The organism is Vibrio sp. R78045, assembly GCF_042466085.1.
Lineage (GTDB): Bacteria > Pseudomonadota > Gammaproteobacteria > Enterobacterales > Vibrionaceae > Vibrio > Vibrio cyclitrophicus.
Window position 1 is genome coordinate 1,795,680 of record NZ_JAXHBS010000013.1, and the last position, 26,096, is coordinate 1,821,775.

General features: G+C 44.4%; 28 protein-coding genes. 22 read left to right on the plus strand and 6 right to left on the minus strand.

The window, feature by feature from the left end:
* The 8 genes from SJY39_RS18465 (at position 1) to SJY39_RS18500 (ending at position 5,999) form a co-directional block, all read left to right on the plus strand.
* A complete protein-coding gene (locus SJY39_RS18465; protein WP_016767173.1) occupies positions 1-519 on the plus strand; it encodes a DUF2271 domain-containing protein in 519 nt (172 codons plus the stop codon).
* Between the two features lie 100 nt (positions 520-619).
* On the plus strand, positions 620-1,456 hold the full coding sequence (locus SJY39_RS18470) for a DUF4198 domain-containing protein (RefSeq protein ID WP_010429807.1): 837 nt from the start codon (positions 620-622) through the stop codon (positions 1,454-1,456).
* Between the two features lie 116 nt (positions 1,457-1,572).
* On the plus strand, positions 1,573-1,908 hold the full coding sequence (locus SJY39_RS18475) for a hypothetical protein (protein ID WP_010429805.1): 336 nt from the start codon (positions 1,573-1,575) through the stop codon (positions 1,906-1,908).
* Entirely contained in the window at positions 1,905-2,483 is a 579-nt protein-coding gene (locus tag SJY39_RS18480) for a DUF6162 family protein (protein ID WP_010429803.1), read from the plus strand. Before SJY39_RS18475 ends, SJY39_RS18480 begins: the two co-directional genes overlap by 4 nt.
* Positions 2,484-2,528: 45 nt before the next feature.
* Entirely contained in the window at positions 2,529-3,464 is a 936-nt protein-coding gene (locus tag SJY39_RS18485; protein WP_010429801.1) for a metal ABC transporter solute-binding protein, Zn/Mn family, read from the plus strand.
* A complete protein-coding gene (locus tag SJY39_RS18490; protein ID WP_010429799.1) occupies positions 3,464-4,198 on the plus strand; it encodes a metal ABC transporter ATP-binding protein in 735 nt (244 codons plus the stop codon). Before SJY39_RS18485 ends, SJY39_RS18490 begins: the two co-directional genes overlap by 1 nt.
* Complete coding sequence (locus tag SJY39_RS18495) at positions 4,198-5,073, plus strand: metal ABC transporter permease (RefSeq protein ID WP_010429797.1); 876 nt, start codon at positions 4,198-4,200, stop codon at positions 5,071-5,073. Before SJY39_RS18490 ends, SJY39_RS18495 begins: the two co-directional genes overlap by 1 nt.
* Before the next feature lie 2 nt (positions 5,074-5,075).
* Positions 5,076-5,999 carry an ABC transporter substrate-binding protein gene (locus SJY39_RS18500; protein WP_010429794.1) on the plus strand — a complete coding sequence of 308 codons (924 nt, stop codon included), beginning with the start codon at positions 5,076-5,078 and terminating at the stop codon, positions 5,997-5,999.
* A gap of 114 nt (positions 6,000-6,113) precedes the next feature.
* On the opposite strand, the gene SJY39_RS18505 is transcribed toward SJY39_RS18500, so the two are convergent.
* Positions 6,114-6,302, minus strand: a complete 189-nt coding sequence (locus SJY39_RS18505) for a DUF2986 domain-containing protein (protein ID WP_010429789.1) — start codon at positions 6,300-6,302, stop codon at positions 6,114-6,116.
* A gap of 97 nt (positions 6,303-6,399) precedes the next feature.
* On the opposite strand from SJY39_RS18505, the gene SJY39_RS18510 reads away from it, so the two are divergent.
* Both SJY39_RS18510 and SJY39_RS18515 read left to right on the plus strand, forming a co-directional pair.
* Positions 6,400-6,915: a GNAT family N-acetyltransferase gene (locus SJY39_RS18510; RefSeq protein ID WP_010429786.1), complete on the plus strand. Its 516-nt coding sequence runs from the start codon at positions 6,400-6,402 to the stop codon at positions 6,913-6,915.
* A 2-nt stretch (positions 6,916-6,917) separates the two neighbouring features.
* Complete coding sequence (locus tag SJY39_RS18515; protein ID WP_016792858.1) at positions 6,918-7,313, plus strand: nitrous oxide-stimulated promoter family protein; 396 nt, start codon at positions 6,918-6,920, stop codon at positions 7,311-7,313.
* A 111-nt stretch (positions 7,314-7,424) separates the two neighbouring features.
* Here SJY39_RS18515 and SJY39_RS18520 read toward each other — a convergent pair whose 3' ends face one another.
* Positions 7,425-8,822 carry an MATE family efflux transporter gene (locus tag SJY39_RS18520; protein WP_010429780.1) on the minus strand — a complete coding sequence of 466 codons (1,398 nt, stop codon included), beginning with the start codon at positions 8,820-8,822 and terminating at the stop codon, positions 7,425-7,427.
* Positions 8,823-8,872: 50 nt separating this feature from the next.
* On the opposite strand from SJY39_RS18520, the gene SJY39_RS18525 reads away from it, so the two are divergent.
* The 3 genes from SJY39_RS18525 (at position 8,873) to SJY39_RS18535 (ending at position 10,829) form a co-directional block, all read left to right on the plus strand.
* Positions 8,873-9,766, plus strand: coding sequence for a helix-turn-helix transcriptional regulator (locus SJY39_RS18525; RefSeq protein WP_010429778.1), 894 nt, complete (start codon positions 8,873-8,875; stop codon positions 9,764-9,766).
* Between the two features lie 220 nt (positions 9,767-9,986).
* Positions 9,987-10,346 (plus strand): winged helix-turn-helix domain-containing protein, encoded by a 360-nt coding sequence (locus tag SJY39_RS18530; protein WP_016767178.1) that lies wholly within the window; start codon positions 9,987-9,989, stop codon positions 10,344-10,346.
* Between the two features lie 147 nt (positions 10,347-10,493).
* Positions 10,494-10,829 carry a winged helix-turn-helix domain-containing protein gene (locus tag SJY39_RS18535; protein ID WP_010429772.1) on the plus strand — a complete coding sequence of 112 codons (336 nt, stop codon included), beginning with the start codon at positions 10,494-10,496 and terminating at the stop codon, positions 10,827-10,829.
* Positions 10,830-10,995: 166 nt separating this feature from the next.
* Here the strand turns inward: SJY39_RS18535 and SJY39_RS18540 are convergent, their stop codons facing one another.
* Positions 10,996-12,147 (minus strand): MFS transporter, encoded by a 1,152-nt coding sequence (locus tag SJY39_RS18540; RefSeq protein ID WP_016792859.1) that lies wholly within the window; start codon positions 12,145-12,147, stop codon positions 10,996-10,998.
* A gap of 270 nt (positions 12,148-12,417) precedes the next feature.
* Positions 12,418-13,443, minus strand: coding sequence for an AraC family transcriptional regulator (locus SJY39_RS18545; RefSeq protein WP_016792860.1), 1,026 nt, complete (start codon positions 13,441-13,443; stop codon positions 12,418-12,420).
* 389 nt (positions 13,444-13,832) lie between these two features.
* Between SJY39_RS18545 and SJY39_RS18550 the strand changes: the two genes are divergently transcribed.
* Positions 13,833-15,434: a long-chain fatty acid--CoA ligase gene (locus SJY39_RS18550; protein WP_372275463.1), complete on the plus strand. Its 1,602-nt coding sequence runs from the start codon at positions 13,833-13,835 to the stop codon at positions 15,432-15,434.
* Positions 15,427-17,076 (plus strand): GMC family oxidoreductase, encoded by a 1,650-nt coding sequence (locus tag SJY39_RS18555; RefSeq protein ID WP_372275461.1) that lies wholly within the window; start codon positions 15,427-15,429, stop codon positions 17,074-17,076. The genes SJY39_RS18550 and SJY39_RS18555 overlap by 8 nt, the downstream gene beginning before the upstream one ends.
* A gap of 129 nt (positions 17,077-17,205) precedes the next feature.
* Here the strand turns inward: SJY39_RS18555 and trxC are convergent, their stop codons facing one another.
* Entirely contained in the window at positions 17,206-17,640 is a 435-nt protein-coding gene (gene trxC, locus SJY39_RS18560; RefSeq protein ID WP_016787647.1) for a thioredoxin TrxC, read from the minus strand.
* Between the two features lie 122 nt (positions 17,641-17,762).
* Between trxC and SJY39_RS18565 the strand changes: the two genes are divergently transcribed.
* From SJY39_RS18565 to SJY39_RS18585, 5 genes are all read left to right on the plus strand, one after another.
* A complete protein-coding gene (locus tag SJY39_RS18565; protein ID WP_016785269.1) occupies positions 17,763-18,860 on the plus strand; it encodes a ketoacyl-ACP synthase III in 1,098 nt (365 codons plus the stop codon).
* A gap of 32 nt (positions 18,861-18,892) precedes the next feature.
* Complete coding sequence (locus SJY39_RS18570; protein ID WP_016785268.1) at positions 18,893-19,357, plus strand: GNAT family N-acetyltransferase; 465 nt, start codon at positions 18,893-18,895, stop codon at positions 19,355-19,357.
* Positions 19,358-19,466: 109 nt separating this feature from the next.
* Entirely contained in the window at positions 19,467-20,699 is a 1,233-nt protein-coding gene (locus SJY39_RS18575) for a glycosyltransferase (protein WP_016792863.1), read from the plus strand.
* A gap of 209 nt (positions 20,700-20,908) precedes the next feature.
* Positions 20,909-21,370, plus strand: coding sequence for a YeeE/YedE family protein (locus SJY39_RS18580; protein WP_010429747.1), 462 nt, complete (start codon positions 20,909-20,911; stop codon positions 21,368-21,370).
* A complete protein-coding gene (locus SJY39_RS18585) occupies positions 21,370-21,801 on the plus strand; it encodes a YeeE/YedE family protein (protein ID WP_010429745.1) in 432 nt (143 codons plus the stop codon). Before SJY39_RS18580 ends, SJY39_RS18585 begins: the two co-directional genes overlap by 1 nt.
* 163 nt (positions 21,802-21,964) lie before the next feature.
* Here SJY39_RS18585 and SJY39_RS18590 read toward each other — a convergent pair whose 3' ends face one another.
* The gene (locus tag SJY39_RS18590) at positions 21,965-22,840 is read right to left on the minus strand and encodes an endonuclease/exonuclease/phosphatase family protein (protein WP_010429742.1); all 876 of its coding nucleotides are present in this window, start codon (positions 22,838-22,840) and stop codon (positions 21,965-21,967) included.
* Positions 22,841-23,143: 303 nt separating this feature from the next.
* On the opposite strand from SJY39_RS18590, the gene nrdD reads away from it, so the two are divergent.
* Both nrdD and nrdG read left to right on the plus strand, forming a co-directional pair.
* On the plus strand, positions 23,144-25,264 hold the full coding sequence (nrdD, locus tag SJY39_RS18595; RefSeq protein ID WP_016787653.1) for an anaerobic ribonucleoside-triphosphate reductase: 2,121 nt from the start codon (positions 23,144-23,146) through the stop codon (positions 25,262-25,264).
* A gap of 174 nt (positions 25,265-25,438) precedes the next feature.
* The gene (gene nrdG, locus SJY39_RS18600; protein ID WP_016792864.1) at positions 25,439-25,906 is read left to right on the plus strand and encodes an anaerobic ribonucleoside-triphosphate reductase-activating protein; all 468 of its coding nucleotides are present in this window, start codon (positions 25,439-25,441) and stop codon (positions 25,904-25,906) included.
* Positions 25,907-26,096: the final 190 nt, after the last annotated feature.

A 26,096-nucleotide genomic window follows, 5' to 3' on the forward strand; every position in this document is an offset into this window, starting at 1 on the left:
ATGAAAAAAATGAACTGGAGCAAGGCGCTTCTTGCTTTATCTCTTTTGCCAAGTCTCGGTATGGCACAAGCGATTCCTGATACGGCAAAACTTGATGTGAGCTTCGAACTTCCAAAGATCGATACCTCTATGTACGCACGCCCTTATGTGGCGGTTTGGGTAGAGAACAGTGAACGAAAATCAGTGAAAACTATTGAGCTTTGGATCGGTAAAGACGAATGGCTTAAAGATTTACGCAGCTGGTGGCGAAAGGTTGGTCGTTATGACCGTGAATTGGTTGATGCTGTGACTTCGGCAACGCGTCCTGCTGGCAAATATCGTTTTGCTTGGGATGGTAAAAGCGATGACGGTCAAGTTTTAGAACAAGGTGATTACACGGTTCATATCGAAGTTGTTCGTGAACACGGTGGTCGTAATTATCTTCGTCAAAAAGTATCGCTAACGGATTCAAACGCTTCTTATCAGTTAAAGGCTACAGAAGAGACGGGTGAAATTACTCTGAACTACATCGCTAACTAGTAAGTGCGAACAGTAAAACCAAGCTGAACAGAATAAACAGTCGTCATCGTAGGCTCAGATAGAGCGACACGGCTAACAATTATAAATAATGGAATTGAACATGATGAAACAGACAAAAATCAAAGCACTTGCTCTAGCGGGTGTGATGGCATTCGGCCTAGCAGCAACGACAACGGCACAAGCTCACCCACGTTGGATTTTGCCATCTCACTTCACTGTATCTAAAGAAGGTGGTGATTGGCTAACGTTCGACGTTACTGCGTCTCATGGTACGTTTGTTTTTGATAAGCCTGCTGGTAGCGAAAATGCTCATGTCATCATGCCTGATGGTCGCAGCGAGCGTCCTAACTTTGTTATTCGCGGGAAGCGTCGTTCAATCTTCGATTTCTATTTTGAAGAAGAAGGTACGCACAAAGTTGCGATTAACAACGAGCCTTCTTACTACACGCAATACAAAGCTGGCCGTCGTGATACCGTGAAGTGGATTAAAGCGAACAAGGCTGAACGTGACTCTGTACTTCCTAAAGAATCACGTGACGTGGTAACTCGAATCAGTTTCACTCGTGCAGAGAGCTACATCACTGTTGGTAAACCATCGGATTCAGTGTTCAAAATCGAAGGCAAACTTCTTGAAATGAAGCCAGTAACACACCCTTCGGACATTATTGAGGGTGAACCAGTAACATTCCAATTTTTCTACAACGGTGAAATTCAGAAAGACGTAAAAGCGGAGATCACTCGTGAAGGCACGCTTTACCGTAACCATCAAGAACAGATTGATGTTGTGAGCAATGAAAACGGCGAAATCACTTTCACTCCAACGGTTGCAGGTCGTTATGTAATGAAAGCGAACTACAAAGGTGAGTTGATTGACAACCCATTGGCAGATAAAGCAAGTGCGAACGTTCACCTAACGTTCGAAGCTCTGCTTCAATAATCTGTGATATCGGGGGCTAGCTCCCTGATTAAGCAATCAAATACTTAAGGGCTCATTTGAGCCCTTTATCGCTCAGTTTACTTCTGAGGAGTTGCACTGTGGCTAGGGTACGAACCATGACAATAAAAACAAAACTAAAATTAATAATTACTCCATGCTTGGCATTGGCGCTTGGTTTCGCTGCATTACCTGCGCAAGCACACTTTCCACTGATGAGCTGCTGGTTCGAAGGCAAAACCGTGGCCTGTGAAGCGGGTTACTCTGATGGTAGTAAAGCGATTGATTACGCGGTTGAGATGTACGATTACGAAGACAACTTGATTGCAAAAGAGATGACAGATAAACGTTCTATCGTTGAATTTCCCAATCCTGACACTGAGTTTTACCTTGTATTTGATTCAGGCCATGAGTTTCCGGTTGAAGTCGACGTTGTTGAGATCAGCGATAAATGATGATTCAAGGCGTACGTGCTGACACGGGTGGCAGAGAAGGAAAATGGGTAGGGCTGATCATTGTTTTCATTCTGAGCTTTGCCACGGTCACTATCCCGTTTCATCAGGCAGAATCCCACGTAAAAACGGTACTTGATCATCAAATTTTGGTGACGGATGTTGAGCAAGAAAACTTGGCGATGTTGTCAGAGCTACGTTTGGCTCATGAAGAGATTCGCGACCTGCGTATGGACTCAGATGGTGAATGGCCCAGTGTTGTGTCACTTAAAGATGAATGGGTCGCGCCTTTTGTTGAAGACCAGAGTTGGAAGCGAAAAGGTTCTCATGCTTGGTTATTGGACGAACGTGGTTACTACTTTTCTACGCCAAGCGAATACGATGCATCAAGTGAACATGGCTTTGCAGACTCGTTTATTTTGAATGCAAACAGCGTCTCTCCGGAAATCTGGATTTTTCTTGGAGGTGTAACAAGCCAGCCGACTCAGTTTGATGAACAAACTCTAGAATCAACAGGTTGGAAACTGGTTGTGAATGAATCAGAAATTACTGTTCAGCACGATGTTTCTTCTCATTAAGCAATCCGGCTTATAAAAACGCTCACTAATAATAAGAGATTGACTATGCGAATTATGACTCTGTTCATGTCGTTAATGGCGGTGCTATCAACACCCAATGCATTGGCAAAAGAGTACACAGTCGACAGCGAGAAGCTGACGGTTGGTATTACCCTACAACCCTACTACAGCTATGTAAAAGCAGTAGTGGGTGACAAAGTGAACATTCTTCCATTGGTTGATGCTGGGTTTAATCCGCATAACTACTTACCGCAACCCAATGATTTGAAGCGATTGAGCCAGATGGATGCGATCGTGGTAAACGGTATTGGCCATGACGACTTCGCACTAAAAGTAATCTCAGCCGCGCAACGTGATGACTTAGTGGTGATCGAAGCGAACAAAGAAGTGCCTTTACTTCCCGCATTAGGACAGTCTGTGGGTCAAGGCGCCGTGAACCCGCACACGTTTGTTGGACTTTCTACAACCATCCAAAAGGTTTACACCATCGCGAGTGAAGTATCTAAGCTCGACCCAGACAACGCGGCGTTTTATCGTAAAAATGCTCGTAAATATGCAAAAAAATTCCGCTTTATGAAGCGTGATGCGATGTTGTCATTAGGCGAACTCGATACATCAGGTATGAAAGTGGCGACCACGCACAATGCTTATGGTTACATTCTTCAAGAGTTTGGTGTTGATGTGGCGGCAGTAATCGAGCCAGCACACGGCGTTGAACCAAGTGCTAGCCAACTGCAAGAGACGATCGAAAAAATCCGCGCATCGGATATCGATATTCTTTTCTACGAGCTAAACATGCCAAACCGTTTCGTTGACACCATTGAAGCTGAAACAGGTGTACAGCTTTACCGCTTTTCTCACATGACGCACGGCGAGTATGAAGACGACAAGGTGGAAGTAGAAATGAAGAAAAACCTAGAAACGTTAATCGAAGCGATGAAATTTGCGGCGGCTAACCAAGCTGAAAGCGGGAATGCATAATGCTAGGTCCATCAATCTCAATTAATAATCTCGGTCTGCAATACGACAATAACGTCATTCTTGATGATATTTCGCTAGAACTTAAAGCAGGTGACTGCCATGTGATCATGGGACCAAACGGTGGTGGAAAAACTTCATTATTACGCTCTGTACTTGGCCTTACCCCTTTTTCTGGGCAAATCGATATTCATTGGCCTGAAAAGCCAAGTATTGGTTACGTTCCTCAAAAAGCGACCTTCGAATCAAGCTTACCTCTAACGGTAATGGATTTCGTGTTGCTTAACCAAACTCGAATTCCTCTATTTTGGCGTCGTAAATCCAAACAGCTGGATCTTGCATTAGCGCAATTGGATCGTGTGGGGATGGCGACTCGTAGCGATCGCCGTATGGGGCAGTTATCGGGCGGTGAGCAGCAACGTGTGTTGTTTGCTCAAGCGTTGTTGGATAACCCAAGCCTATTGGTGTTGGATGAACCGACTACCGGTATGGACGATCAGGGTGTTCGTTATCTTGAATCGCTCATTCGTGAATGTGTTGATGAAGGCCGTACGATTCTTGCGGTACATCACGATGTCACTGCAGTGCGCCGTCTTGAAGCCAATGTACATGTTGTGAATCGATTCTTGGTTGATAGTGGCCCGCACGAACAAGTACTGCACCCAAGTCAAATTGAAAGCTTATTCCAACATTACAGTAGTGGTTCAGCGATGAACAAATCGAAGGAGGTTGCGTAATGGATTGGTTACGACAACTTGCCATAAGTGGCGTTGAAGCGGGTTGGTTATCAGACAGTTTCATGTACGCATTCATGGTGAATGCTTTGGTCGCGGCACTATTGCTTGGCCCTTTGCTAGGTGGCCTGGGTACTTTGGTCATTGCAAAGCGTCTGGCTTTCTTCTCTGAAGCAGTTGGTCACGCGGCTTTGACCGGTATTGCTATTGGTGTTTTACTTGGCGAACCACCAGAGAACCCAATCATTGGTCTGTTCAGCTTCTGTATGATCTTTGCTTTGCTACTTCACTTTGTAAGAAACAGAACCAACGTGCCATACGATACATTAGTGGGCGTTTTCCTTGCGCTCGCTTTAGCGGTTGGTGCGGCATTGCTGATGTACGTGGCACGTAAAATTAATATTCATATGCTTGAGAACGTTCTGTTTGGCTCGATTCTCACGGTAACAGACCAAGATTTAGTAATTCTCGCAGGCAGCTGCGCACTCATCATTTTGCTCTTGATACCAACGTTTAACCGTATTCTGCTAACTTGTATCAGCCCTGATATTGCCAAGGTTCGTGGTTACAACACCAGCTTTTACGATTACTTGTTTGTTATGATGATCACCTTAGTGACAATTGCAGCCGTAAAGATCGTGGGCGCGGTTTTAGTCGGTGCGTTATTGCTTATCCCAGGTGCGACAGCTCGATTGCTGACCAAACGTATGGGAAGCTTTGTATTGCTTTCGGCATTACTTGCAACCATCGCATGTTTGGTTGGAACCGTGTTGCCAATGGAACTTAAATTGCCAGTGCCATCGGGCGCGTCAATCATCATCGTTTCTGCAACGTTTTTCCTAGCAGCAACGCTATACCGAATTGTAAGAAAGGCGTAATCATGACTTGTTTAATGAATCGTATCGCTAGATCAATAAAAGCAACGGCTCAATTGAGTGTGCTTGGTAGTGTGTTAATGGCTGGTTCTGTGCTGTCACTGAACGTGAATGCAGAAGATATTCTAACCAGTACACCTGTGACTTATGCATTGGCGACAGAGCTAACCAAAGGCACCGACATTACGACTGAATACCTTCCACCAAAACGATACGGTATTGATCGCTTGCCTAACTGGTTTGGAACGAAGGGCGAAAGCATAGTCCTTAAGTCAGGAGAGAAGGCGACAGTTGCATTGACGCTGACATCGATTTGGCAAGCTGATCCTACGTTCGTATACGCGAGACAAGGTAACATCCGCTTGGTTGAGGTTGATGTCGCTCAAGCGATTACACCGCGCGCGCAAGGTGTTGCAGCGCTGACGTTATCGAATGGTGAAGTGTCTAAATATGCCTGGTTAAACCCGACTAACCTAACGCGTATGGCGGCAATTGTGGCTGATGACTTTAAGTTATTGTGGCCGGCGCAAGCAGATACGATTGATAGCAACTTACAGCGTGTGATGCTTGATGTTCGAGAACTGATTAACAAGCAACAGGCGGTATTACTGGATAATGATGTAGATTCAGTGTTATTGCTTTCAGAAAGCTTGGAAGATTTTGCTTCGGGTAGCCAGCTGTTTGTTGAAGAACGGATGTTCAAGGCAGAGCTCGAATGGACAGAGCAAGACAAAGCGAAGCTCAAAGCGATGTTTTCGGAAGACGATGCTCTCTGGTTAGTGACCGCAAAGAAGCCAACTAACTTGATTAAGTCGCTGGTACCGAGTGAGCGTATCTTAGTGGTTGATTCTGTTGATCGTTGGGGTAGAGCTGGGATTAACCCAAAAGCGCCGTTTGCCCGTTGGGAAGTACAGCCATTTAAAGGCTAATCAGCGCGATTAAAATGGTAGGATCAAAAAAGCAGCCCAATTTGAGGCTGCTTTTTTTGTTCTTGTCCATTGTCTCTGTTTGGTGAGCTAGACAGGAGGACTGCGAGTTTTAACTTACTCTGCAGCTTTTGTCTCTTCAGCTTCAACAGTTGCTTCGACTGCACCTTTAGCTTGTTCTTCAGCTTCCATTTTTGCGCGGTCAGCTTTAGAAATATAGCGAGGCTTGTTGCTACCATGCAGTTTTGAATTCGCCTGTTTTTGCTTCTTCTTTAGAATTTGATTGATTTTTTTCTTACGGTTCATTGCTGCATAGCCTTGTATTTAGTTTAGGCGGTGGAGGATAATCATTTTAGCTCTAGAACTCAATATTTACATGGTACTCAGCAAGGAAAATATCACTATGCAGGCTATCGAGACCCGACGTTTACGATTAAGAATGATCACGCCTCAAGATGCGGCGTTCATTCAACGATTATATAGCTCAGAAGATTTCCTGCGTTACATTGGAGACAAGGAGATCAGCGATCCAGCCAAGGCCGTTGAATACATCGAAAACAACATTCTTAAGATGCATAAAGAGAAAGGTGTTTGTCTATTGATTGTCGAAATTAAGGACTTCTTAACGCCAATTGGTGTATGCGGATTAATTAAGCGAGATACGCTAGAGTCACATGATATTGGTTATGGTTTTGTCCCTGAAGTCTATGGGCAAGGTTTTGCATTGGAAGCGGCACAAGCGATAATTGAAGAAGCCAAGCATAATGCTGATATTGATCATTTAGTTGCCATCACTACCTCTGATAATATTCGAAGTATCGCATTGCTGACTAAATTAGGTTTTTTGTTCGAGCGAGTCGAAGACGTATTAAGTGAAAGTGTTAATCTCAATCTGTACGGTTTGTCACTGGGTAATTAAACATGTTCAAACATAACAACATTCTAAGAGGTGAGCTCGCGACGGAGTACAAAACTGTTATTGCGATGGTACACATCTACTGTAAAAATCATCACGGTGCACTTCGTCAGAATAACGCGTTATGTGAAGAGTGTGCGCAGTTGTTACGTTATGCCGAAACACGACTCGATAGATGCCCTTATGGCGAAGCAAAACCGACCTGTAACAAGTGTCCAATTCATTGTTATAAACCGCATCCGAAAGAGCAAATGCGTTTAGTAATGCGTTATGCCGGGCCAAGAATGCTACTTAAGCATCCTATTTTAGCTATTCGACATCTGATTCATGAAAAACGAAAATTGCCAGAGAAGCCGCTGCCGAATGTGTCGAATCGCCATATTCGTATGAATAAGAAGTAACTGGCGCTTAAAAGTAAGTTCGAAAGAAACGAAAAAAGGTCTGATTTATCAGACCTTTTTTGATGTAGATACGTTTCTGTATAAGCTTCAATATAGCTAGGTAACTGTAACTTACGCTGCTTGCGGCTCGTCGTAGGTCACCGTCAGGTTGTTGATCCAGCGTCGGCTTAGGTAACGATGGGAACAAATTGTCAGTTTCACCACTTCTTCCACCAACATCAAACCATAGATGTATTTGAAATCCCATCCAGCGACAAACGCGCCGTAAACACATACTGGAATGCCCACCATCCACATCGCGATGAAATCCATACGCAAGCAGAACGCATTATCGCCACCAGCGCGAATGATACCGTTGATGATCACCATGTTCAGCATGCGAATCACGACAGCAAAGCACATGATCATCATTGCAGGTGAAGCGAGCGGGTAGAGCGCATCTGTAGAAAGGTTCAGCCATGTTAGAACATGCTCTTTACTAATAAACAGTAGTAATCCGACAACTGCGCCGAAGCCAATGACGGCTTTAATGAATGTTAGTCCCATACTCATAGCGTCATCAAACTCATCACGACCGAGTGAGTGACCAAGCAGCACAGAACACGCGACCGATATACCAAAGAATATTGAGTAACACAGCGACTCAAACGGTGCGAGCATTGAGAACACGGCAAGTTCCGTTGTGCCCATGTGACCGAAGATCATTTGGTATGCCATGGTACCCATTGCCCACAGCACGGCATTCATCGTTAGGGGTAACGCAATACGACGGTAAGACAGCCACAGCGACGGACGATGTGGTGAGCTTGGCGTAGTTAATAACCAGTGCTTACGTATACGCATGTAGCTATACATCAAACCCACTTGAATCAATCGCGCTAAAGTTGTTGCTAGTGCAGCACCAGCAACGCCCATTGCTGGAATACCAAATGCACCCTTAATGAGAACAAAATTAAGTGCAATATTGAGGGCAATAGTCACACCACCAAGCAACAGCGGAGTTACTGTGTCACCAGAGGAACGCATGCTCGCTTCTACCACCACGACTATATGAGTGAGAAGTAGAACAGGGAATCCATACCACAAGTACGTAGCACCAAGCTCAATCACGGTGTGATCGCTGGTTTGCAACATCATTAAAAATTGAGAACCAAGAGTGATGATTGCAGTAACTGGCAGCAGAACTTTTAAGCCAAATACCATCGCGATGGATGATACTGTGCGCGCGCTTTTAGGGTCATTCTTTCCCCAGTATTGAGCGACTAGTGTTCCGTTTGCTGAGGCCAACCCTGCCATAATCATAATAGCGACGAAGTGCCATTTTGATGCAATTCCCACAGCCGCCGCTGCTTCCATGCCAAAATCGCTGACCATTAAGACGTCAGCAAGGGCAAGAATAGCAACAAGCGCACTTTGCAAAGCAACAGGCAAACCAAGTTTGATGATTCGAGGTAAGATGCTCTCTGGCTTGTTATTCATAGATGCGTTAGGGTTGATGTTAGTTGTCATAAGCTCTCCGATTTATGGCAGAACTATAGTGATTTGAGTGACGTAACAACATGTTTAAAAAACAACAAAACCTGTGCGAATCTGTCATTGATTCAATGAATCCAAAATCAACGTGGCAAGATGATGTTTTTCTCGCAGAGCATTGCAAAGAACGTTTTTTGACCGTTGAAGAAATCCCAGAGATGAAAAGTTGTGGTGTCTACATGGGTGGTATGGCGAAGCTGTATGACGCGTATTGGGTTGAACGCGAATCTGTGAATGTCCATACGCTGATTTTTACTCAAGAAGGGGGCGGTATATTGACGACCGAAACCTTCGTACAAGCGATTACGCCATGCACGCTGGTGGTTCTTCCTGCGGAAACGCCATTTCGTTTCGAGCTTGACCCTCAGTACAACTATTGGAAAATGGCTTGGATGCTGACGCCCGATACCTCGCAATGGCAACATATTGCGAGCTTAGGGCAGAGTATTGTACCTTTCGGAGAGTGTGAACAAATTTGGTCCTTGATGAATTTAGTTCATTTTGAAATTGGAGGTCGAGGCAGTTTTAGAAAATTGCTGATGAGCGAGATTATTCGAACTTTGACTGGCTTTGAACCTAAGTCGACTAGCACCACAGCACGTGTTCAAGCGCTCTATAATGAGATTGAAAGTAGTCTGCACCTGCCGTGGACTGTTTCTGGTATGGCATCGCGCGTGTTTATCAGTGAAGAACAGCTAAATCGAGTGACCAAGTCGCTGTTTAACGTTTCTCCTCGCAGCAAATTGATTCAGTTAAGAATGGACAAAGCGACCAGTTTGTTGAAACAGCAAGATTGGTCGGTATCTATGATTGCCAACCGTTTAGGTTATAAAGATCCCTACAACTTCTCACATCGTTTTAAAAAGCACTTTGGTTTATCGCCAAGTCAATATCGCAAGCGTAATCAAACCTCGGATTAGACCTTTGGTCTGCAGTTTCGGGTCTTGGAATCTAAATCAGACATTTGTGCGACTGCTATTTTACCCGAGGATATAAGACGATGTTCAGTATCAGCGTGTAATAATTGATCTAAGCAGTAAAAGTACGGTATTGAGATGTTTATCAGTTTAGTATTTTTACTCTATTATGTAATATCGTAAACATTGAAGAATACGTCTACTTATGCAATACGAGGTATATATGGAACAACTTACCAACGAATTAGGTGATTTTGTGCTGCCGTCCAAACTTGTTTTAAATAATAGAGAGTTTCAATCAGGTACTAAGATTGTTAGAAAACAGGGTTGCGGGTCGATTATTGGGACGCTCTCAGAACCTCACCGTAAAGTATTGTTCTATCTATACCAAAATAAAGGGCAAGTGGTCAGCAAGCAAATTTTGAAGAGTGTTGGTTGGGCTGGTAAAGCTGTCACGTCTGCCTCAGTGCTTGTCGCTATTTATGAGATCAGAAGGATTCTCGATTGTCGCTGCATTCAAACTGTTTCAAATGAAGGTTATGTTATGGAGCAAAGAAATAATCCTCTATTGATATCCTGTTAATATTTTAATAATAAAAATTTAATCTCTTTACCGTACGAGTTCCATTGATTATCGTCATTTTTAAAACGTCCACTTATAAGCGACGTTATATTAAAAATACTGAATCTGACTTTGTCGCTGGCTATATAGTAAGGGAATTATATAAAAATGGACTCTTATCCTGCATTAGAAACGAACCACTCTGAAAATAACGTAGTAATTGAACTCAATGGTAAGATAGTTGAACTCCACACCAAGCTCATTCGAAACGTAGAAAATGGATATGTGTTAGCAACGCTGCCGTTAGCCTATCGAAAAATTATTCTATTTATGAATCGACATCGTGGTGAATTATTCAGCGTTGGCCAATTAAAAAAGATTGGTTGGGAGAACGAAAAAGTGACTAACTCGTCTGTGATTGTCGCAATATCTGAAATTAGATCGTTATTCGGAGACGGTTTGATCATTACGATTACAGGTGAAGGATACGTATTCCAACCTTAACTTTGTTCTATTTTATGATCTTGGTAGTCTATCTTTCCTCCAGATGACCAACGACAAAGGGCCCTTAGTTTAGACGAAAAGTCATAACTCAGAGCCCCAAATTTCACTGTTAATCAACGATGTTTTTTCATACCGAGTTGTCGATTTTATTTCTTATATACAGGGGTTACTCTCCTGCGATCTGAAGTGGAGAACGCTTTAGGCTCGCAATTAACATGTAAATTGTTGTCGCTAACAGAGACGCAAATAGATAAGTGAATAACCCTGCTTGTGAACTCATGAAGGTGTCAGCAATCAATGGGCCAGCAACAGAACCGATGCTGTAGCAAAGCAGCATGATTTGAGTTACGGAAACCAAGTAGCTTGGATCTAAGTTACGACAGCCTAAGTTAATCGCAATAGGGTACAGTGCAAATGTTGCCATGCCCAAAACGAATAGGCTCATACCTAATACGTAGAAATCACGATTCAAAGTTAGCACTGCAATACTTGCTACTCCTAGCAAGCAGAACAAAGCCATCAATAATACTTGTCCGATGTGGTGAGATAACCAAGTCACCATTGGCTGTACAGCCATGCCACCCATGATTACCAAAGCCATCAAACCTCCGATGTCTTCGTGCGCAATGTTACGCTGCGCTAATTCTACTGGCATCAAACCGTAAATAGCACCTAGAGTAAGCCCTGATACGATGCAACCAATTAAAGCGCTGTGGCTCAATTTGCTGATCTGTTTTAAAGACAAAGACTTTGCATCGTGGATCTGTGGAGGTGTCGCTTGGCCGTACATTAATACAATGACCGCACCGAATAAAAGAGTGAACATTGCAATGAACGGCACGCCACCTGTAATTCCAAGGTATCCAATACCAAGCTGACCAACGGCAGAACCGCCGTATAGCGAACACATGTAAACCCCTAAACGTTTCGCACGTTGGGATTCGTCCCCGCTCATTAGCCAAGACTCTACAATCACAAAGATCCCTGCGACAGACACACCAGCCACAAAGCGAGCTAATAGCCATACCGCTTGGTGTGGGATCAATGGCAATACAAGGATCGTTGCAATGAAGACACTCAATGCGATGACGAACGCGTCTTTGTGACCAACGCGAGCGATCGCACGCTCAATCAATAACGTACCCGCTAAAAGACCTGCATAAAAGGCACTCGCTAACCAACTCGATAGATTACTGTCTAAGCCATACTCAGACAGCATTAATGGTAATGAACTCATTAAGTAGCCTGAAGCGATCGCGTAAAAAGACAATGCAATAACAGGAACAGTTATGCGAGTTGTTGGTTGGATGTTGTCCAATGCAGGAGCCTCTAAATAGTGAAAGAAACGATGAATTTTCCGCGACTATGGGGGAGAAACTGGATTGGGTAAAACGAATAAAAATGGTCGTGAAGATAAAAGAAATTTATCGTGTTTGCTGGCTAAAATACCGTTGTGATATTTCATGTTTTCGCGATATTTTCTGCGGTTAAATAGCCGATAAAGCGTTGTTCAAACGACTATTTAATTTGAAAGACGGAGAGAGGTTCGTTGTATTCATCAGATTTTAATTTAGGGCGTTTAATCGTGTTAGACCACTTCTTTTCGGTATTGTCTGGGCGAGCTTCCACTCCACTTACGAAAGGCATGTCGAAAGTTAGCGCTGTCTGAAAACCCAACGCGCTCAGATATCTCTTCCATGCTCATTTGAGTTGAAGAAAGGTAGTGTCGAGAAAGGTGAAAACGAACGTGGTCAAGTATCTTCTGGTAACTCGTATCGACGGCTTTGAGGTGCCGGCGTAGCGTTCGAGAAGACATCCCCAATTCTGATGAAATAGATTCTATCGAAGGGTAACATCCAGGTCTCTCTAGTAGCATTTGAGAGACTTTTTCTTTTAGGCTGGTGGACGCACTTACTTTTGCCAACATGTCGTCACACGATTTCAGACACATCTGCAGCGTGATGGTATTGGCGGTAGGAAGAGGCGAGTACAAACTTGTTGCATCAAACTGCCATTCAAGGCGATCACTATTGAATTCAACAGGGCAACGGAAAATCTCTGTGTAGAGGTCGCCGTATTCTGGCTTAGGGTAAGGGAAGCGGATCACTTGAGATGGGAATGGTTGTTGCAGTACTTCTTCACACAGGCTTTGAATTGCGGTGAACCAATATTCGCAACAAAATGGCAGCAGCGAGTCCAAGTCGATCAGCTGCTCGGCTCTAAAGTATCCAACGTTATCTTCTACTGACATCGTTTTTCTAAGTACAGGGCCAGCAAGCTGCAGATATTTAAATCCAATCAGCAAAGCATCTAACAGCGTTTCACTACTGAATACTGCATAACCTAGAACACCAAAGTCGCTAAACCGTGCCTGTTGGCCGACTCTTAACCCTAAACCGCCTTTATCAGTGTTCGCCAATGCGTTACTGAACACCGCCAATTTTTGCGCCAAGGTAATGTGGGTGTCTGGCGTGTTGAGTTGCAGAGCATCAATGTTACTGCCTTCCAATAATGCTTCGATATTGAGGGCGGGTGACATATAGCGATGCAGTAATTGAAGATCAAGAATACCGAATGCTTGCATATCGGGTTCGTAGACTGCGGTGTATTCCATAAGCTGCCTCTTGTTGAATATCGTTATCTTAACCGAACTTTTTACATTTACGCCTGTTGCTTGTTCTCACTTTCCCAAGCTTGTTCAAACTTTTGGTTTATGTTTGCAAGGTTTTACAAGGCCTTATAGATACGTGTCCGAATATCACCGGTTTTTGTCTTTTTGAAACCTGTTCGAAATGTTATCAAAATGTTGTAATTTAGTGGGCTGAACATTGGATCGTCACAAACATTTTGCTCAATAACTACTGTTTTGCTCAATAAATATTCTTACCTACATGACACACCAATGTGCAGGCTCTGATAGCAATAAAGACAAAGCTTATTACAACGATTAAAACGGCTAAGGCGAATCTGACCGTTAGGTTTAGCCGAATAAGGAGATCATGGATGCACAATCTTGCTGTTAACTTGGAGCGCAGCGCTTCGCTTTTCCCAAATAAAGTCGCACTGCGAATGGGGACGGAAGAAGTCAGCTTTTCTCAGTTGGAACAACTTTCTGGAAACGTCGCCGCTAATTTAAAGAGGCTGGGGCTCAAGAAAGGCGATAAGGTCGCGTTGTCGTGTCCGAATGTCACGTATTTCCCGATTGCCTATTATGGGATTCTGAAAGCAGGCTGCGTCGTGGTGCCTTTGAACGTGTTATTTAAAGCAAGAGAGATCGCTTACCACCTTAATGACTCGGATGCGAAAGCCTATTTATGCTTTGAGGGTAGTGAAGAGCTGCCCATCGGTCGCTATGGCTTACAAGGTTTCGAACAGGCAAACCATTGTGAACACTTTGTCGAGATGCCCATCCCAACCGGCGCAGACACGACTTCAGTAAGAAACGAGCAGCATGAATCAATCGCTGACTGGTTAGAACAACCTTTGATTCCTTTTGAGTCTATGGCTTGCCATGGTGATGATACCGCTGTGATTCTTTATACGTCAGGTACGACAGGTCAGCCAAAAGGAGCAGAGCTTTCCCACACCAACATGCAAACTAATGCGATGTCGTCACAGTATCTCATGCGACTGGAGTACAGCGACACCACAATGGCCACGCTTCCTCTGTTCCATAGCTTCGGCCAGACAGTGATGATGAATGCGAGTGTGTTAACGGGGTCGACCATGGTGTTGATTCCGCGTTTCGAACCTTCACTGGTGATCGATCAGATCATTAACCATAAAGTAAGCGTATTTGCGGGTGTTCCTACTATGTATATTGCGCTTCTAAAAGCGGGAGAAAAGTCCTCTAGTAGTTTAGAAATAACCAAACGATCTGAACAGGTTAAACATAGCTTAAGGCTTGGTGTGTCTGGTGGTGCGTCTATGCCTCTTGAGGTTATCCGACAATTTGAATCCCGATTCGAACTTCCGGTATTGGAAGGTTATGGTCTGTCTGAAACTGCGCCAGTTGCGACCTTTAACCATATTGATGGTGACCGCTTGTCTGGCAGTGTGGGTCAACCCTTGTGTGGTCACCTTATTAAGATTACAGACATCCAAGGTAACTCAGTCGCCATGGGCGAATTGGGCGAAGTCTGCATCAAGAGTCCAAGTGTGATGAAAGGCTATTATCAAAAGCCAGAAGCCACGTCAGAAGCCATCAGAGACGGTTGGTTCCTAACGGGAGATATCGGACGCACCGATGAGCACGGCAATTTATTCATTGTCGATCGCGTTAAAGACATGATCATCCGTGGTGGTTACAACGTGTATCCGCGTGAAATCGAAGAAGTATTGATGTGTCATCCCGATGTCGAAATGGTCGCGGTGGTGGGTGAACATCATGATCGTCTAGGCGAAGAAATTCATGCCCATGTTGTGCTTCATGAACATACACAACCTGATAGCGGGGCGCTGATAGCTTGGTGTCGTGAGCAATTAGCGGATTACAAATACCCTCGTAAGGTGTTTATTCGTAAAGCGCTACCAATGACGGCGACAGGCAAGATTTTGAAGCGAGAGTTACACCCACTAGAAATAGCGGAGGCAACCAATGGATAGTTATGATTTTATTATTGTTGGCGGTGGTTCTGCGGGTTGTGTCATGGCTTCGCGGCTGTCTGAAGACCCGAATATCACGGTTTGCTTATTAGAAGCGGGTGGTAAAGACAGCAGCCCGTTCATTCATACTCCGGTTGGCGTGGTGGCAATGATGCCAACCAAACTCAACAACTGGGCTTTTGAAACCGTTGAACAACCGGGTTTGAATGGTCGTAAAGGTTACCAACCGAGAGGTAAGACACTGGGCGGTTCTAGCTCTATCAATGCCATGATGTATGCTCGTGGGCACCGTTACGACTATGACACATGGGAAAGCTTGGGTAACACTGGCTGGAATTATGAATCGTGTTTGCCTTACTTTAAGAAAGCGGAAAATAACGAAGTTCACCAAGATGAGTACCATGGCCAAGGTGGTCCTTTGAATGTGGCGAACCTTCGATCGCCAAGCCCGATGTTGGAACGTTATTTAACGGCGTGTGAATCGATAGGTGTGCGTCGCAATGAGGATATTAACGGCGCTGCTCAGTTTGGGGCGATGCCGACGCAGGTAACACAGCTAAATGGCGAACGATGTAGTGCTGCCAAGGCTTACTTAACGCCAAACCTTTCACGATCGAATCTCACGGTCGTTACTAAAGCCACCACACATAAGGTCTTGTTTGAAGGCAAGAATGCGGTCGGCGTTGAATATGGCTCTAACGGGCAGCGTTATGAAATCCAATGCAGCAAAGAAGTGATTCTATCCGCTGGTGCCTTTGGTTCCCACCAATTGCTGTTACTGTCGGGTGTCGGCGCTAAAGGTGAACTAGAGACGCATGGCATCGAACAGGTTCATGAATTGTCTGGAGTGGGTAAGAACCTTCAAGACCATATCGACTTAGTCCATTCGTACAAATGCAGTGAAAAGCGTGAAACTTTTGGTATCTCGCTGCAAATGGCCTCTGAAATGAGCAAAGCTTTACCGTTATGGTACAAAGAGCGCCGCGGTAAGATGAGCAGCAATTTTGCAGAAGGGATAGGCTTTCTTTGTTCCGAAGATCATATCGCCGTGCCAGATTTAGAGTTTGTATTTGTGGTCGCTGTGGTTGATGACCATGCTCGAAAAATACATACCAGTCATGGATTTACGTCTCATGTCACCTTGCTACGACCGAAAAGTATAGGCACGGTAACGCTCAATAGTAGTGATCCCTATGATCCGCCTAAGATCGACCCTGCATTTTTCAGTCACCCTGAAGACATGGACGTGATGATTAAAGGCTGGAAGAAGCAGTATCAAATGCTAGAGAGCTCGGCGTTCGATGATATCCGTGGCAATGCTTTTTATCCGGTCGATGCCAATGATGACAAGGCTATTGAGCAAGATATTCGAAATCGTGCGGATACTCAGTATCACCCAGTCGGAACCTGCAAAATGGGAACCGATGATGATTCTCTGGCCGTGGTAGATAACAATCTTAAAGTCTATGGATTGGATAACTTAAGAGTCATTGATGCTTCTGTGATGCCAACATTAGTGGGGGCGAATACCAATGCACCAACCATTATGATTGCCGAAAAAATAGCAGATCAGATCAAAGAACAGTATGGGTTTAGCAAGCAACAAGACAATGAACAGGCAGAAGACGAGATGGTTGTATAATTAACAGAAACAGATATAACTGATTGTTTTACAGTAGGTTAGGGAGTCTTATTTTCGCAAGGCTCTCTAACCTATTTTTTGGCGCTTTCTTCAAGCACAAGCTAAATTAAAAGCGATATAAATACGGGTCTATTTGGCCAGAGCTTGATTAAGCCATTGATCAAATTGGCCTTTTGGTAACGCACCGTTAATCGTATCGACACGTTTACCGTCTTTAAACACCATCACCGTGGGAATACTTCTGATTTGGTACATCGCGGCAAGTTGTTGCTGAGCTTCAGTATCAATCTTAACGAATCGAACATCTCCCGAACGCTCTTTTGCGACGTCACTGAACACTGGCGCAAAGCCCACACATGGGTTGCACCATGTCGCCCAGAAATCGACAACCACAGGCTGTGAACTGTTCAAGATAGATTGGAAATTAAGTGACGTTCCCTCGATAGGAGCGCCATCGAGCAATGCTGTTTTGCATTTACCACAAGTTGGGCTTTCTGAAATTCTTTCTGAAGGAACGCGGTTTACGCCATTACAAGAAGGGCATCGTGTGTTGAATGTAGACATAACTTTCTCTTTTTATTGTAACTCCGTTGCTAACGCGATTTACGAATCACGCACGGAGCGCTTATACTGTTTAAAACTAGAATACGATACTTAAATAAAAACAAACAATAAACAGGTAAATGATGACAAAATTTTACGCCGAAATTACTGGCTGGGGAAAGTGTCTGCCACCAGCCGTGCTGTCCAATGATGATCTAAGCACTTTCATTGATACGTCTGACGAGTGGATTCGAACTCGAACTGGTATCGAAAACCGTCGTATCAGTCATGTAAATACCTCTGAACTCGCGACTGTTGCAGCGAAACATGCAATGGCGTGTGCTGGCCTAACCGCTGAAGATATCGATCTTGTTATCATCGCGACGTGCAGCCCAGATTCTCTTATTCCAAATACTGCGTCGAAGGTTCAACAGAACCTAGGCATTAAAAGTGCAGCGGCTTTCGACCTTAACGCAGCGTGTACTGGCTTCATTTACGGTGTTGAAACCGCGACTCGACTGATTCAAGCGGGTAACTACCGCAATGCTATCGTTGTCGGTGCTGAGCGTCTGTCATTCTTCATCGACTGGACCAAGCGTGATACTGCAGTTCTGTTCGGTGATGGCGCTGGTGCAGTGGTTCTATCTCGCACTGAAGAGCAAGTTGGCTTACAAGAAGCTCAGATCGGTTGTGATGCTGAAGGCCGTGATATTCTAGCGGTACCAAAATTCGGTACTTCTATGGACCGCTTTGCGGCTGATAACGGCTACTGGGACTTTGATTTCGTTGGTAAAGAGATCTTTAAACGTGCAGTGAAAGGCATGGGCGCAGCGGCACACACAGTATTGAGCCGCACAGGTATCTCAACCGACAACATTGACGTTGTTATTCCGCACCAAGCGAACATCCGAATCATTCAAACTCTGTGTGATATGGCGGGTATCGATCGCGAGAAAGCGTTTGTTAATATCCAAAACTACGGCAACACATCCGCAGCGACTGTGCCAATCGCATTGTGTGAATCGCTAGAACAAGGTTTCGTTAAGCCTAACGACAACATTCTTGTTGCGGCATTTGGAGCGGGTTTAACGTGGGGTGCTGGCCATATTAAATGGGGTAGCCGTGTTGAACCACTAGGTCAATCAGATGCTAAGCTTCCAGAAGCCGACAAATCTGCGTTAGAGCTTTTAGAAAGAGCCATTTTACACTGTAAAACACACCCGAATTCAGCGAGCGAATAACGCTGATGGATACAGTAACCAAAGTACGTCTTATGACTAAAGCCGACCTAGATGGGGCGGCTTTAGTCCACCAAGCAACGTTTGTTCGACAACAGAACTCAAAAGATTGGTTACAATGTAACTTAAATGCCGCGCCACGCTTTCTTAACTTTGTTGCAGAGAGTGAAGGTGAGATCGTGGGTTACATCATCTGGGTTCAGAAGAGTGGGTTTAGACCTGAAGCTGTATTAGAGTTAGAACAACTTGCGGTATTACCAAGCGCACAGGGTAAAGGATTGGGCAAAAAGCTGATTCTAGATTCCCTGCCGCAGGTAAAACAGCATTTGGCGGAGCAAGGCTCAACACTAAAGCATGTTTTAGTGACCACCAGAGCGGATAACTTTGCGCTGAAGCTGTATCAGTCGACATTGGGAGCAGAGGTCGAAACCACGATTTCAAACCTGTACTCTGCTGACGAAGTGCTTATGATAGCTCGCAATGTGGGTGAGCGGATCTGATCGCTGAGTTCTTAGAACCAATTATAATCAGCGGTACAAACCGACCGTCATCGATAAACGTTTAATTAGGGACTAATCTAGTCCCTTTTGTTATTTCTTAGGAAGTGTTTTGAAGAAAGTTTTAGCAATTGGCTACGTTTGGCCTGAACCGAATTCATCGGCGGCTGGCAGCCATATGATGTCACTTTTACGATTGTTCAAGAGACAAGGTTGGTCAGTTGAATTTGCAACGCCAGCTCAAGAAACCGAGCACATGATTGATCTCTCTGAAGAGGACATCACAAGCCAATCTATACAGTTGAATTGCGATAGCTTTGACCAGTACATCGAAGAGCTGCAACCCGATGTCGTGATGTTTGACCGTTTCATGATGGAAGAGCAGTTTGGTTGGCGCGTGGAAAAGGTATGCCCGAATGCCTTTAAGTTACTGGATACGGAAGATTTACAGTTCTTACGTAATGCTCGACACGAAGCGGTTAAGAAAGAGACTGAACTGACCAAAGCGCATTTGTACAGTGACTTAGCGAAACGTGAAATTGCTGCGATTCTGCGTTGTGATCTTTCGTTGATCATTTCTAGCTACGAGATGGAACTGCTTCAAGCTGAGTTCAATATCGATCCAAAACTGCTTCATCACTTGCCGTTCATGGTTGATCTCAACACTCTACCTGAAAGCACGAAAAGCTTTGAAGAACGTAAGCATTTCATGACGATAGGTAACTTTAGACACGCACCGAACTGGGATGCCGTACTTCAGTTACAGAAGATTTGGCCGAAGATTCGCAAGCAGTTGCCAGACACTGAACTTCATATTTATGGATCTTACCCGCCACCGAAAGCGACGGCTTTGCATAACCCTAAAACCGGCTTCCATATCAAAGGTTGGGCGAAAGACGCTCAAGAAGTGATGGAGCAGGCTCGTGTGTGTGTTGCACCTTTACGATTTGGCGCAGGCATTAAAGGCAAGTTACTTGATGCGATGAAGCTACAGACTCCGAACGTGACCAGTGAAATCGGCAGCGAAGGCATGTTGCCACAAGGAGAACTGCAATGGCCAGGTGCGGTTGCTGATGATGTCGACGAATTTGTTGAAGCTGCAGTTGCCCTTTATAAAGATGAAGAGAAGTGGCTTAAGGCACAGAGCCGATGTCATTCAATCCTTGAAGCGCACTACGAGCAGAATAAACTGGGCGACACATTGATTGAGCGATTGATTGCGTTAGAGTCGGATCTTGAATCTCATCGACTGGATAACTTCTTTGGTTCGATGCTCAAACACCACAGCATGGCGAGCACGAAGTATATGTCCCAGTGGATAGCTGAAAAGAACAAGACTAAGTAGCTTACATAATACAACCAATACAACCGAATTAAATCATAAGCCCTTAGGTTAACGCCTAGGGGCTTTTTTCATGCAGGGCGCTTGTTAATTCCAGACTTACAAAACGACACATACTCGCAGTATATTAGCATTGACTAATTTATATTTATTAGTAAACTCTAATTTATAGGTTGTTATGAGTTTATGATGTTTGTGGATAGGAGAGGTTTGTGCTTAGTTTGATTCCTTGGGATGCTTTTTTCGGCGGCATGTTGTTAGGCGTGTCGGCCATTGTTTTAATGTTGGGGATTGGTCGAGTTGCTGGCATTAGTGGCATTGTCAGCCGATTATTGCCAACTGGCACCAGCAACAAAGAACGTAAAGATGCGGATACAGCAAACACCGAAAAACACTGGCGTATCGCCTTTGTTGTGGGAATGGTCGCAAGTGGTTGGCTATTAATTCCGACGGGCTACCAACTTCCGCAGTTAGAAGAGATGAATCTCGCTTTAGTGATTATTGCTGGCCTTCTGGTGGGCTTTGGTACTAAAACAGCGAACGGTTGTACTAGCGGGCATGGCATTGTCGGAATGGCTCGTTTATCTAAACGTTCTATTGTTGCGACCTGTGTATTTATGGGTGTGGCAATCGTAACCGTGTTTATCAAGAATCTGACTGGCTTGGGGGCATAATGAAAAACGCTTCATTTACTATCGTTATCGGTTTGGTCGCAGGTATTCTTTTTGGCTCTGGCATGATCATCTCAGGGATGGCTGATCCTGAGAAGGTACTCGGCTTCTTAGACATTACCGGTAACTGGGACATTAGTTTGGCATTCGTCATGGGTGGCGCGCTATTGGTCTTTGCACCGTTTTATCATCTGGTCATTAAAAAGCGCGCTAAAGCCATCAATGGCGAGCCGTTAGATAGCCGTAACAATCCGTTGATAGACAGAAAGCTGATTCTTGGATCTACAGCGTTTGGCTTAGGCTGGGGGATTGCAGGCTTTTGCCCAGGCCCTGCGGTAACCAGCCTAAGTGGCGGCAACCCGACGGTGTGGGTGTTTATGATAAGCATGCTGGTGGGAATGTGGCTGGCGGATCGTATGAACAAAACCTGTTAGTAGCAAGCTTATAGCTGATTACATTGGCTTTGACGTTATCCGTTCTGAGCTGACCAAGCATAGAGGTTGACTCGCTTTCAGCACGAAAGTCATTCAGCCTCTTTCTATATTTACTGTTTCTATTATTTTCAGTTATCTACAATCTGCTGTTATCTAAAATCTACTATTTAATAGTCGTTGAAACTGGGCAGTGGTCACTGAGTTTGTAGTCCAGCACATCTTGCGTTTCAAATACCTTTTGTTTCGCAGGAGAAGCATTCAAGGACTTGCTCACCACAATATGATCAATCACTGAACGAAACTGATGTGTACGGTGATTATTGCGGTTTGAGCGTACCTTACAATCTGCTCGAGTTTTTCGTGTTGCCAACTGAGCATCGGTATTTTGCGTCATATCTTTCCACATCCAATCTCTTGAATAGGAGAGGTTATGGTTAAAGTCGCCCAGAATCGCGTAGTCTTCGCCTTTACGTTCTCTTTGCTGTATCCACTTATTCAGTTGTTGAGCTTGGTCTTTGAGCCTTGAACAGTCGCGGTTAGACTTATACGCGCCGCTGCAACCCGCCTTTAAATGCACTGACAACATATGAATTGGTTTTGAATCCGTTTCCACAACCATATAACTGGCAAACCTAAGCTTGCTGTTAGCACTCGTTTCCAGAGGAAAGTCAGCGTAGTCAGTGAGAGCGATTTCTTTACGAACCGCGAAGCCCGTATATTGGTTCACTTCTTTGAATTGTCGGTTACTGTTTTTGGGCAATGAACGATCAGACATCAAGATTTTGTATTGATCGCCAGCGATGCGTTGAATGGCATTGATGTCATCGACTTCCTGAAAGGCGACTACATCCGCATCTAAGGATTGAAAGTATTCTTCAAGTTTGTCGAAATCAGATTGATCGCGTTGGGCAGAAAACTTATTCACAGCCTCGTTGGTTGATAACCATTCGATATTCCAACTGGATATGGTCAAAGGTTCAGCAAATGTCTGGCTACTGAGTAAGCAAGCTAACATTATCCACTTTTGAAGTCGTTTCATCCCAAATATCCCTAATTTTGGTGTCCAATATAGTTGAGCCGTTATCCTACAACACTTACCAAAAATTCAACTCTTTTTAGCAGTTTTTTTATTGTTGCATTGTTTCTTTTCGACTTGAGAACTCACGTAATAATATTGGATTTATCTTGTTCAGCGTGCGCGTTTTATTGATCCAAATCAATACTCAAAGTTGGTGGTTCTCGTTAAATACGCCACAATATCTAGTGTTAGTTAAACGATAAATCGCTCTATATAGTGTGTTTGTGGATAAGTCTGTGAATACCTCAAGAGTAAGGAGAAGTGGTGAAATCAATCGTAATCAAGCGTGATGGCTCAAGAGCTCCATTCAGTAGAGATCGCATCCAAGCTGCAGTGGAAGCAGCATCAGACAAAGCCGATAAGGAAATTGCTATTTATGCTCTGAATGTGGCATTAGCAGTTGAGTTGAAGCTCGAAGACTACGATGAAGTTCATATCTCTGAAATTCAAACCATGGTCGAGAACGAGCTAATGCAGGGACCATACAAGTCTCTGGCTCGTGCCTACATTGAATATCGTCATGACCGTGACATCGCACGTGAAAAGCAAAGCGCTTTAACGCGTGAAATCGAAGGCTTGATCGAAGAAAGCAATGTTGATCTGATCAATGAGAATGCCAACAAAGACGGTAAAGTAATCCCTACTCAGCGAGATTTGCTGGCGGGTATCGTGGCTAAACACTATGCAAAAACTCACATTTTGCCGCGTGACATCGTACAAGCTCACGAGTGTGGTGACATTCATTACCACGATCTAGACTACGCACCGTTCTTCCCAATGTTTAACTGTATGCTTATCGATCTGAAAGGCATGTTAACGCATGGCTTCAAGATGGGTAACGCGGAAATCGACACGCCTAAGTCTATTTCTACGGCAACAGCGGTAACAGCGCAGATCATCGCGCAAGTGGCGAGCCACATCTACGGCGGTACTACGATTAACCGTATCGATGAGGTTTTAGAGCCTTACGTAATGGCGAGCTACGAGAAGCATTTATCTCTAGCGAAAGAGTGGGACATTCATAGCCCAGAAGCTTTTGCTATCTCTCGTACAGAGAAAGAGTGTTACGACGCGTTCCAATCTCTGGAGTACGAAGTAAACACGCTGCACACAGCTAACGGTCAAACACCATTCGTAACATTTGGTTTTGGTCTAGGCGAAAGCTGGGGTTCAAAACTTATCCAGCAATCTATCTTGAAAAACCGCATTGCAGGTTTGGGTAAGAACCGCAAAACAGCCGTGTTCCCTAAACTGGTGTTTGCGATTAAAGATGGTTTGAATCACCAGAAGCAAGATCCAAACTACGACATCAAGCAATTAGCGCTTGAGTGTGCGTCTAAGCGTATGTATCCAGACATTCTTAACTACGACAAAGTAGTAGAAGTGACAGGGTCATTTAAAACACCTATGGGTTGCCGTAGCTTCTTGAATACTTACGAAGAAAACGGTGAGTTGATTCATGAAGGACGTAACAACTTAGGTGTAGTTAGCTTGAACTTGCCACGTATCGCGATTAACGCGAAGCAAGATATGGCTAAGTTCTATGAGCTGCTTGATGAAAAACTGAAGCTGGCTCGTCGTGCTCTAGAAACTCGTATTTCTCGTCTAGAAAACGTGAAAGCGCGTGTTGCTCCAATCCTATATATGGAAGGTGCATGTGGCGTTCGTTTGAAAGCAGACGACTCAATCGCTGATATCTTCAAGAACGGCCGTGCTTCTGTTTCTCTTGGTTACATTGGTATCCACGAAGCGATGACCGCACTTTACGGCACTGACGTTCACCTGTACGACGACGGCGAAATGCGCACTAAAGCGCTTGAGCTGGTGGAGTACATGAAGCGTGAAGTAGAATCTTGGACGAAAGAAACAGGTTACGCGTTCAGCTTATACGGAACACCAAGTGAAAACCTATGCAGCCGTTTCTGCAGCATCGATACCAAAGAGTTTGGTGTGATTGATGGCGTAACAGACCGTGGTTACTACACAAACAGCTTCCACTTAGACGTACAGAAGAAAGTGAACCCATACGACAAGATCGATTTCGAGATGCCTTATCCTGAAATCTCTAGTGGTGGTTTTATCTGTTACGGCGAATTCCCGAACATGCAGAAGAACATCGAAGCGCTAGAAAACGTATGGGATTACAGCTACACACGTGTTCCTTACTACGGCACCAACACGCCGATTGATGAATGTTACGAGTGTGGATATAACGGAGAGTTTGACTGTACAAGTAAGGGCTTTACGTGTCCTAAGTGTGGCAACCATGACTCAACCAAAGTATCCGTAACACGCCGTGTATGCGGTTACCTTGGTAGCCCAGATGCACGACCGTTTAACTTCGGTAAGCAAGAAGAAGTTAAACGCCGCGTGAAGCACCTTTGATCTAACAAAGGATCCTAGTTAAGGTCTGCGATCTTTAGCTCGCTCACTTAGAAGAGCTACGGTTCAAGAAATAAGATTGGTATCGGCTTCATGTCGGTACCAATTCTTTCGTTTCAGTTCTTACAGCACTGCACATTAACCTATTAAGTAATAACGAGTTTTCAATACTGTCTTATGAATTATCATCAATATCATCCAATCGACGTTGTAAATGGCCCAGGAACACGCTGCACGTTGTTTGTGTCGGGTTGTGTGCACCAGTGTCGCGGGTGTTATAACCAATCGACGCAAAGGTTAGACTCTGGGCATTTGTTCACTCAAGAACTGCAAGACCAAATTATCGCAGATCTCCAGGATCCGCGAATTAAACGTCGTGGGTTATCGCTTTCTGGTGGTGATCCTATGCATCCTGCAAACGTGTCTGAAGTACTGAAGCTTGTTCAGCGTGTGAAAGCGGAGTGCGAAGGTAAAGACATCTGGATGTGGACTGGCTATGAACTCGATGAGCTTGATGAAAAGCAGAAGCAAGTATTGGAATACGTTGATACCTTGATTGACGGTCGCTTTGAACAAGATAAAGCAGACCCAATGTTAGATTGGCGTGGTAGTTCAAACCAAATTATTCATCGGTTCCGACTCTAGTAGACTTTCGTTAGTTAACGTCAACCTACATTGGTGCAAATTAGTAGCCTCAACTTCTCTGTTGAGGCTTTTTTATGTTATGACGTTCTAAATTTGTAAATTGATTGAATATTGAACTATATGGAATAGGGAATATTAGATTGCACCAGTCTCAACTAGAGTTATCTCCTAAAAATCAAAACTTTGATGA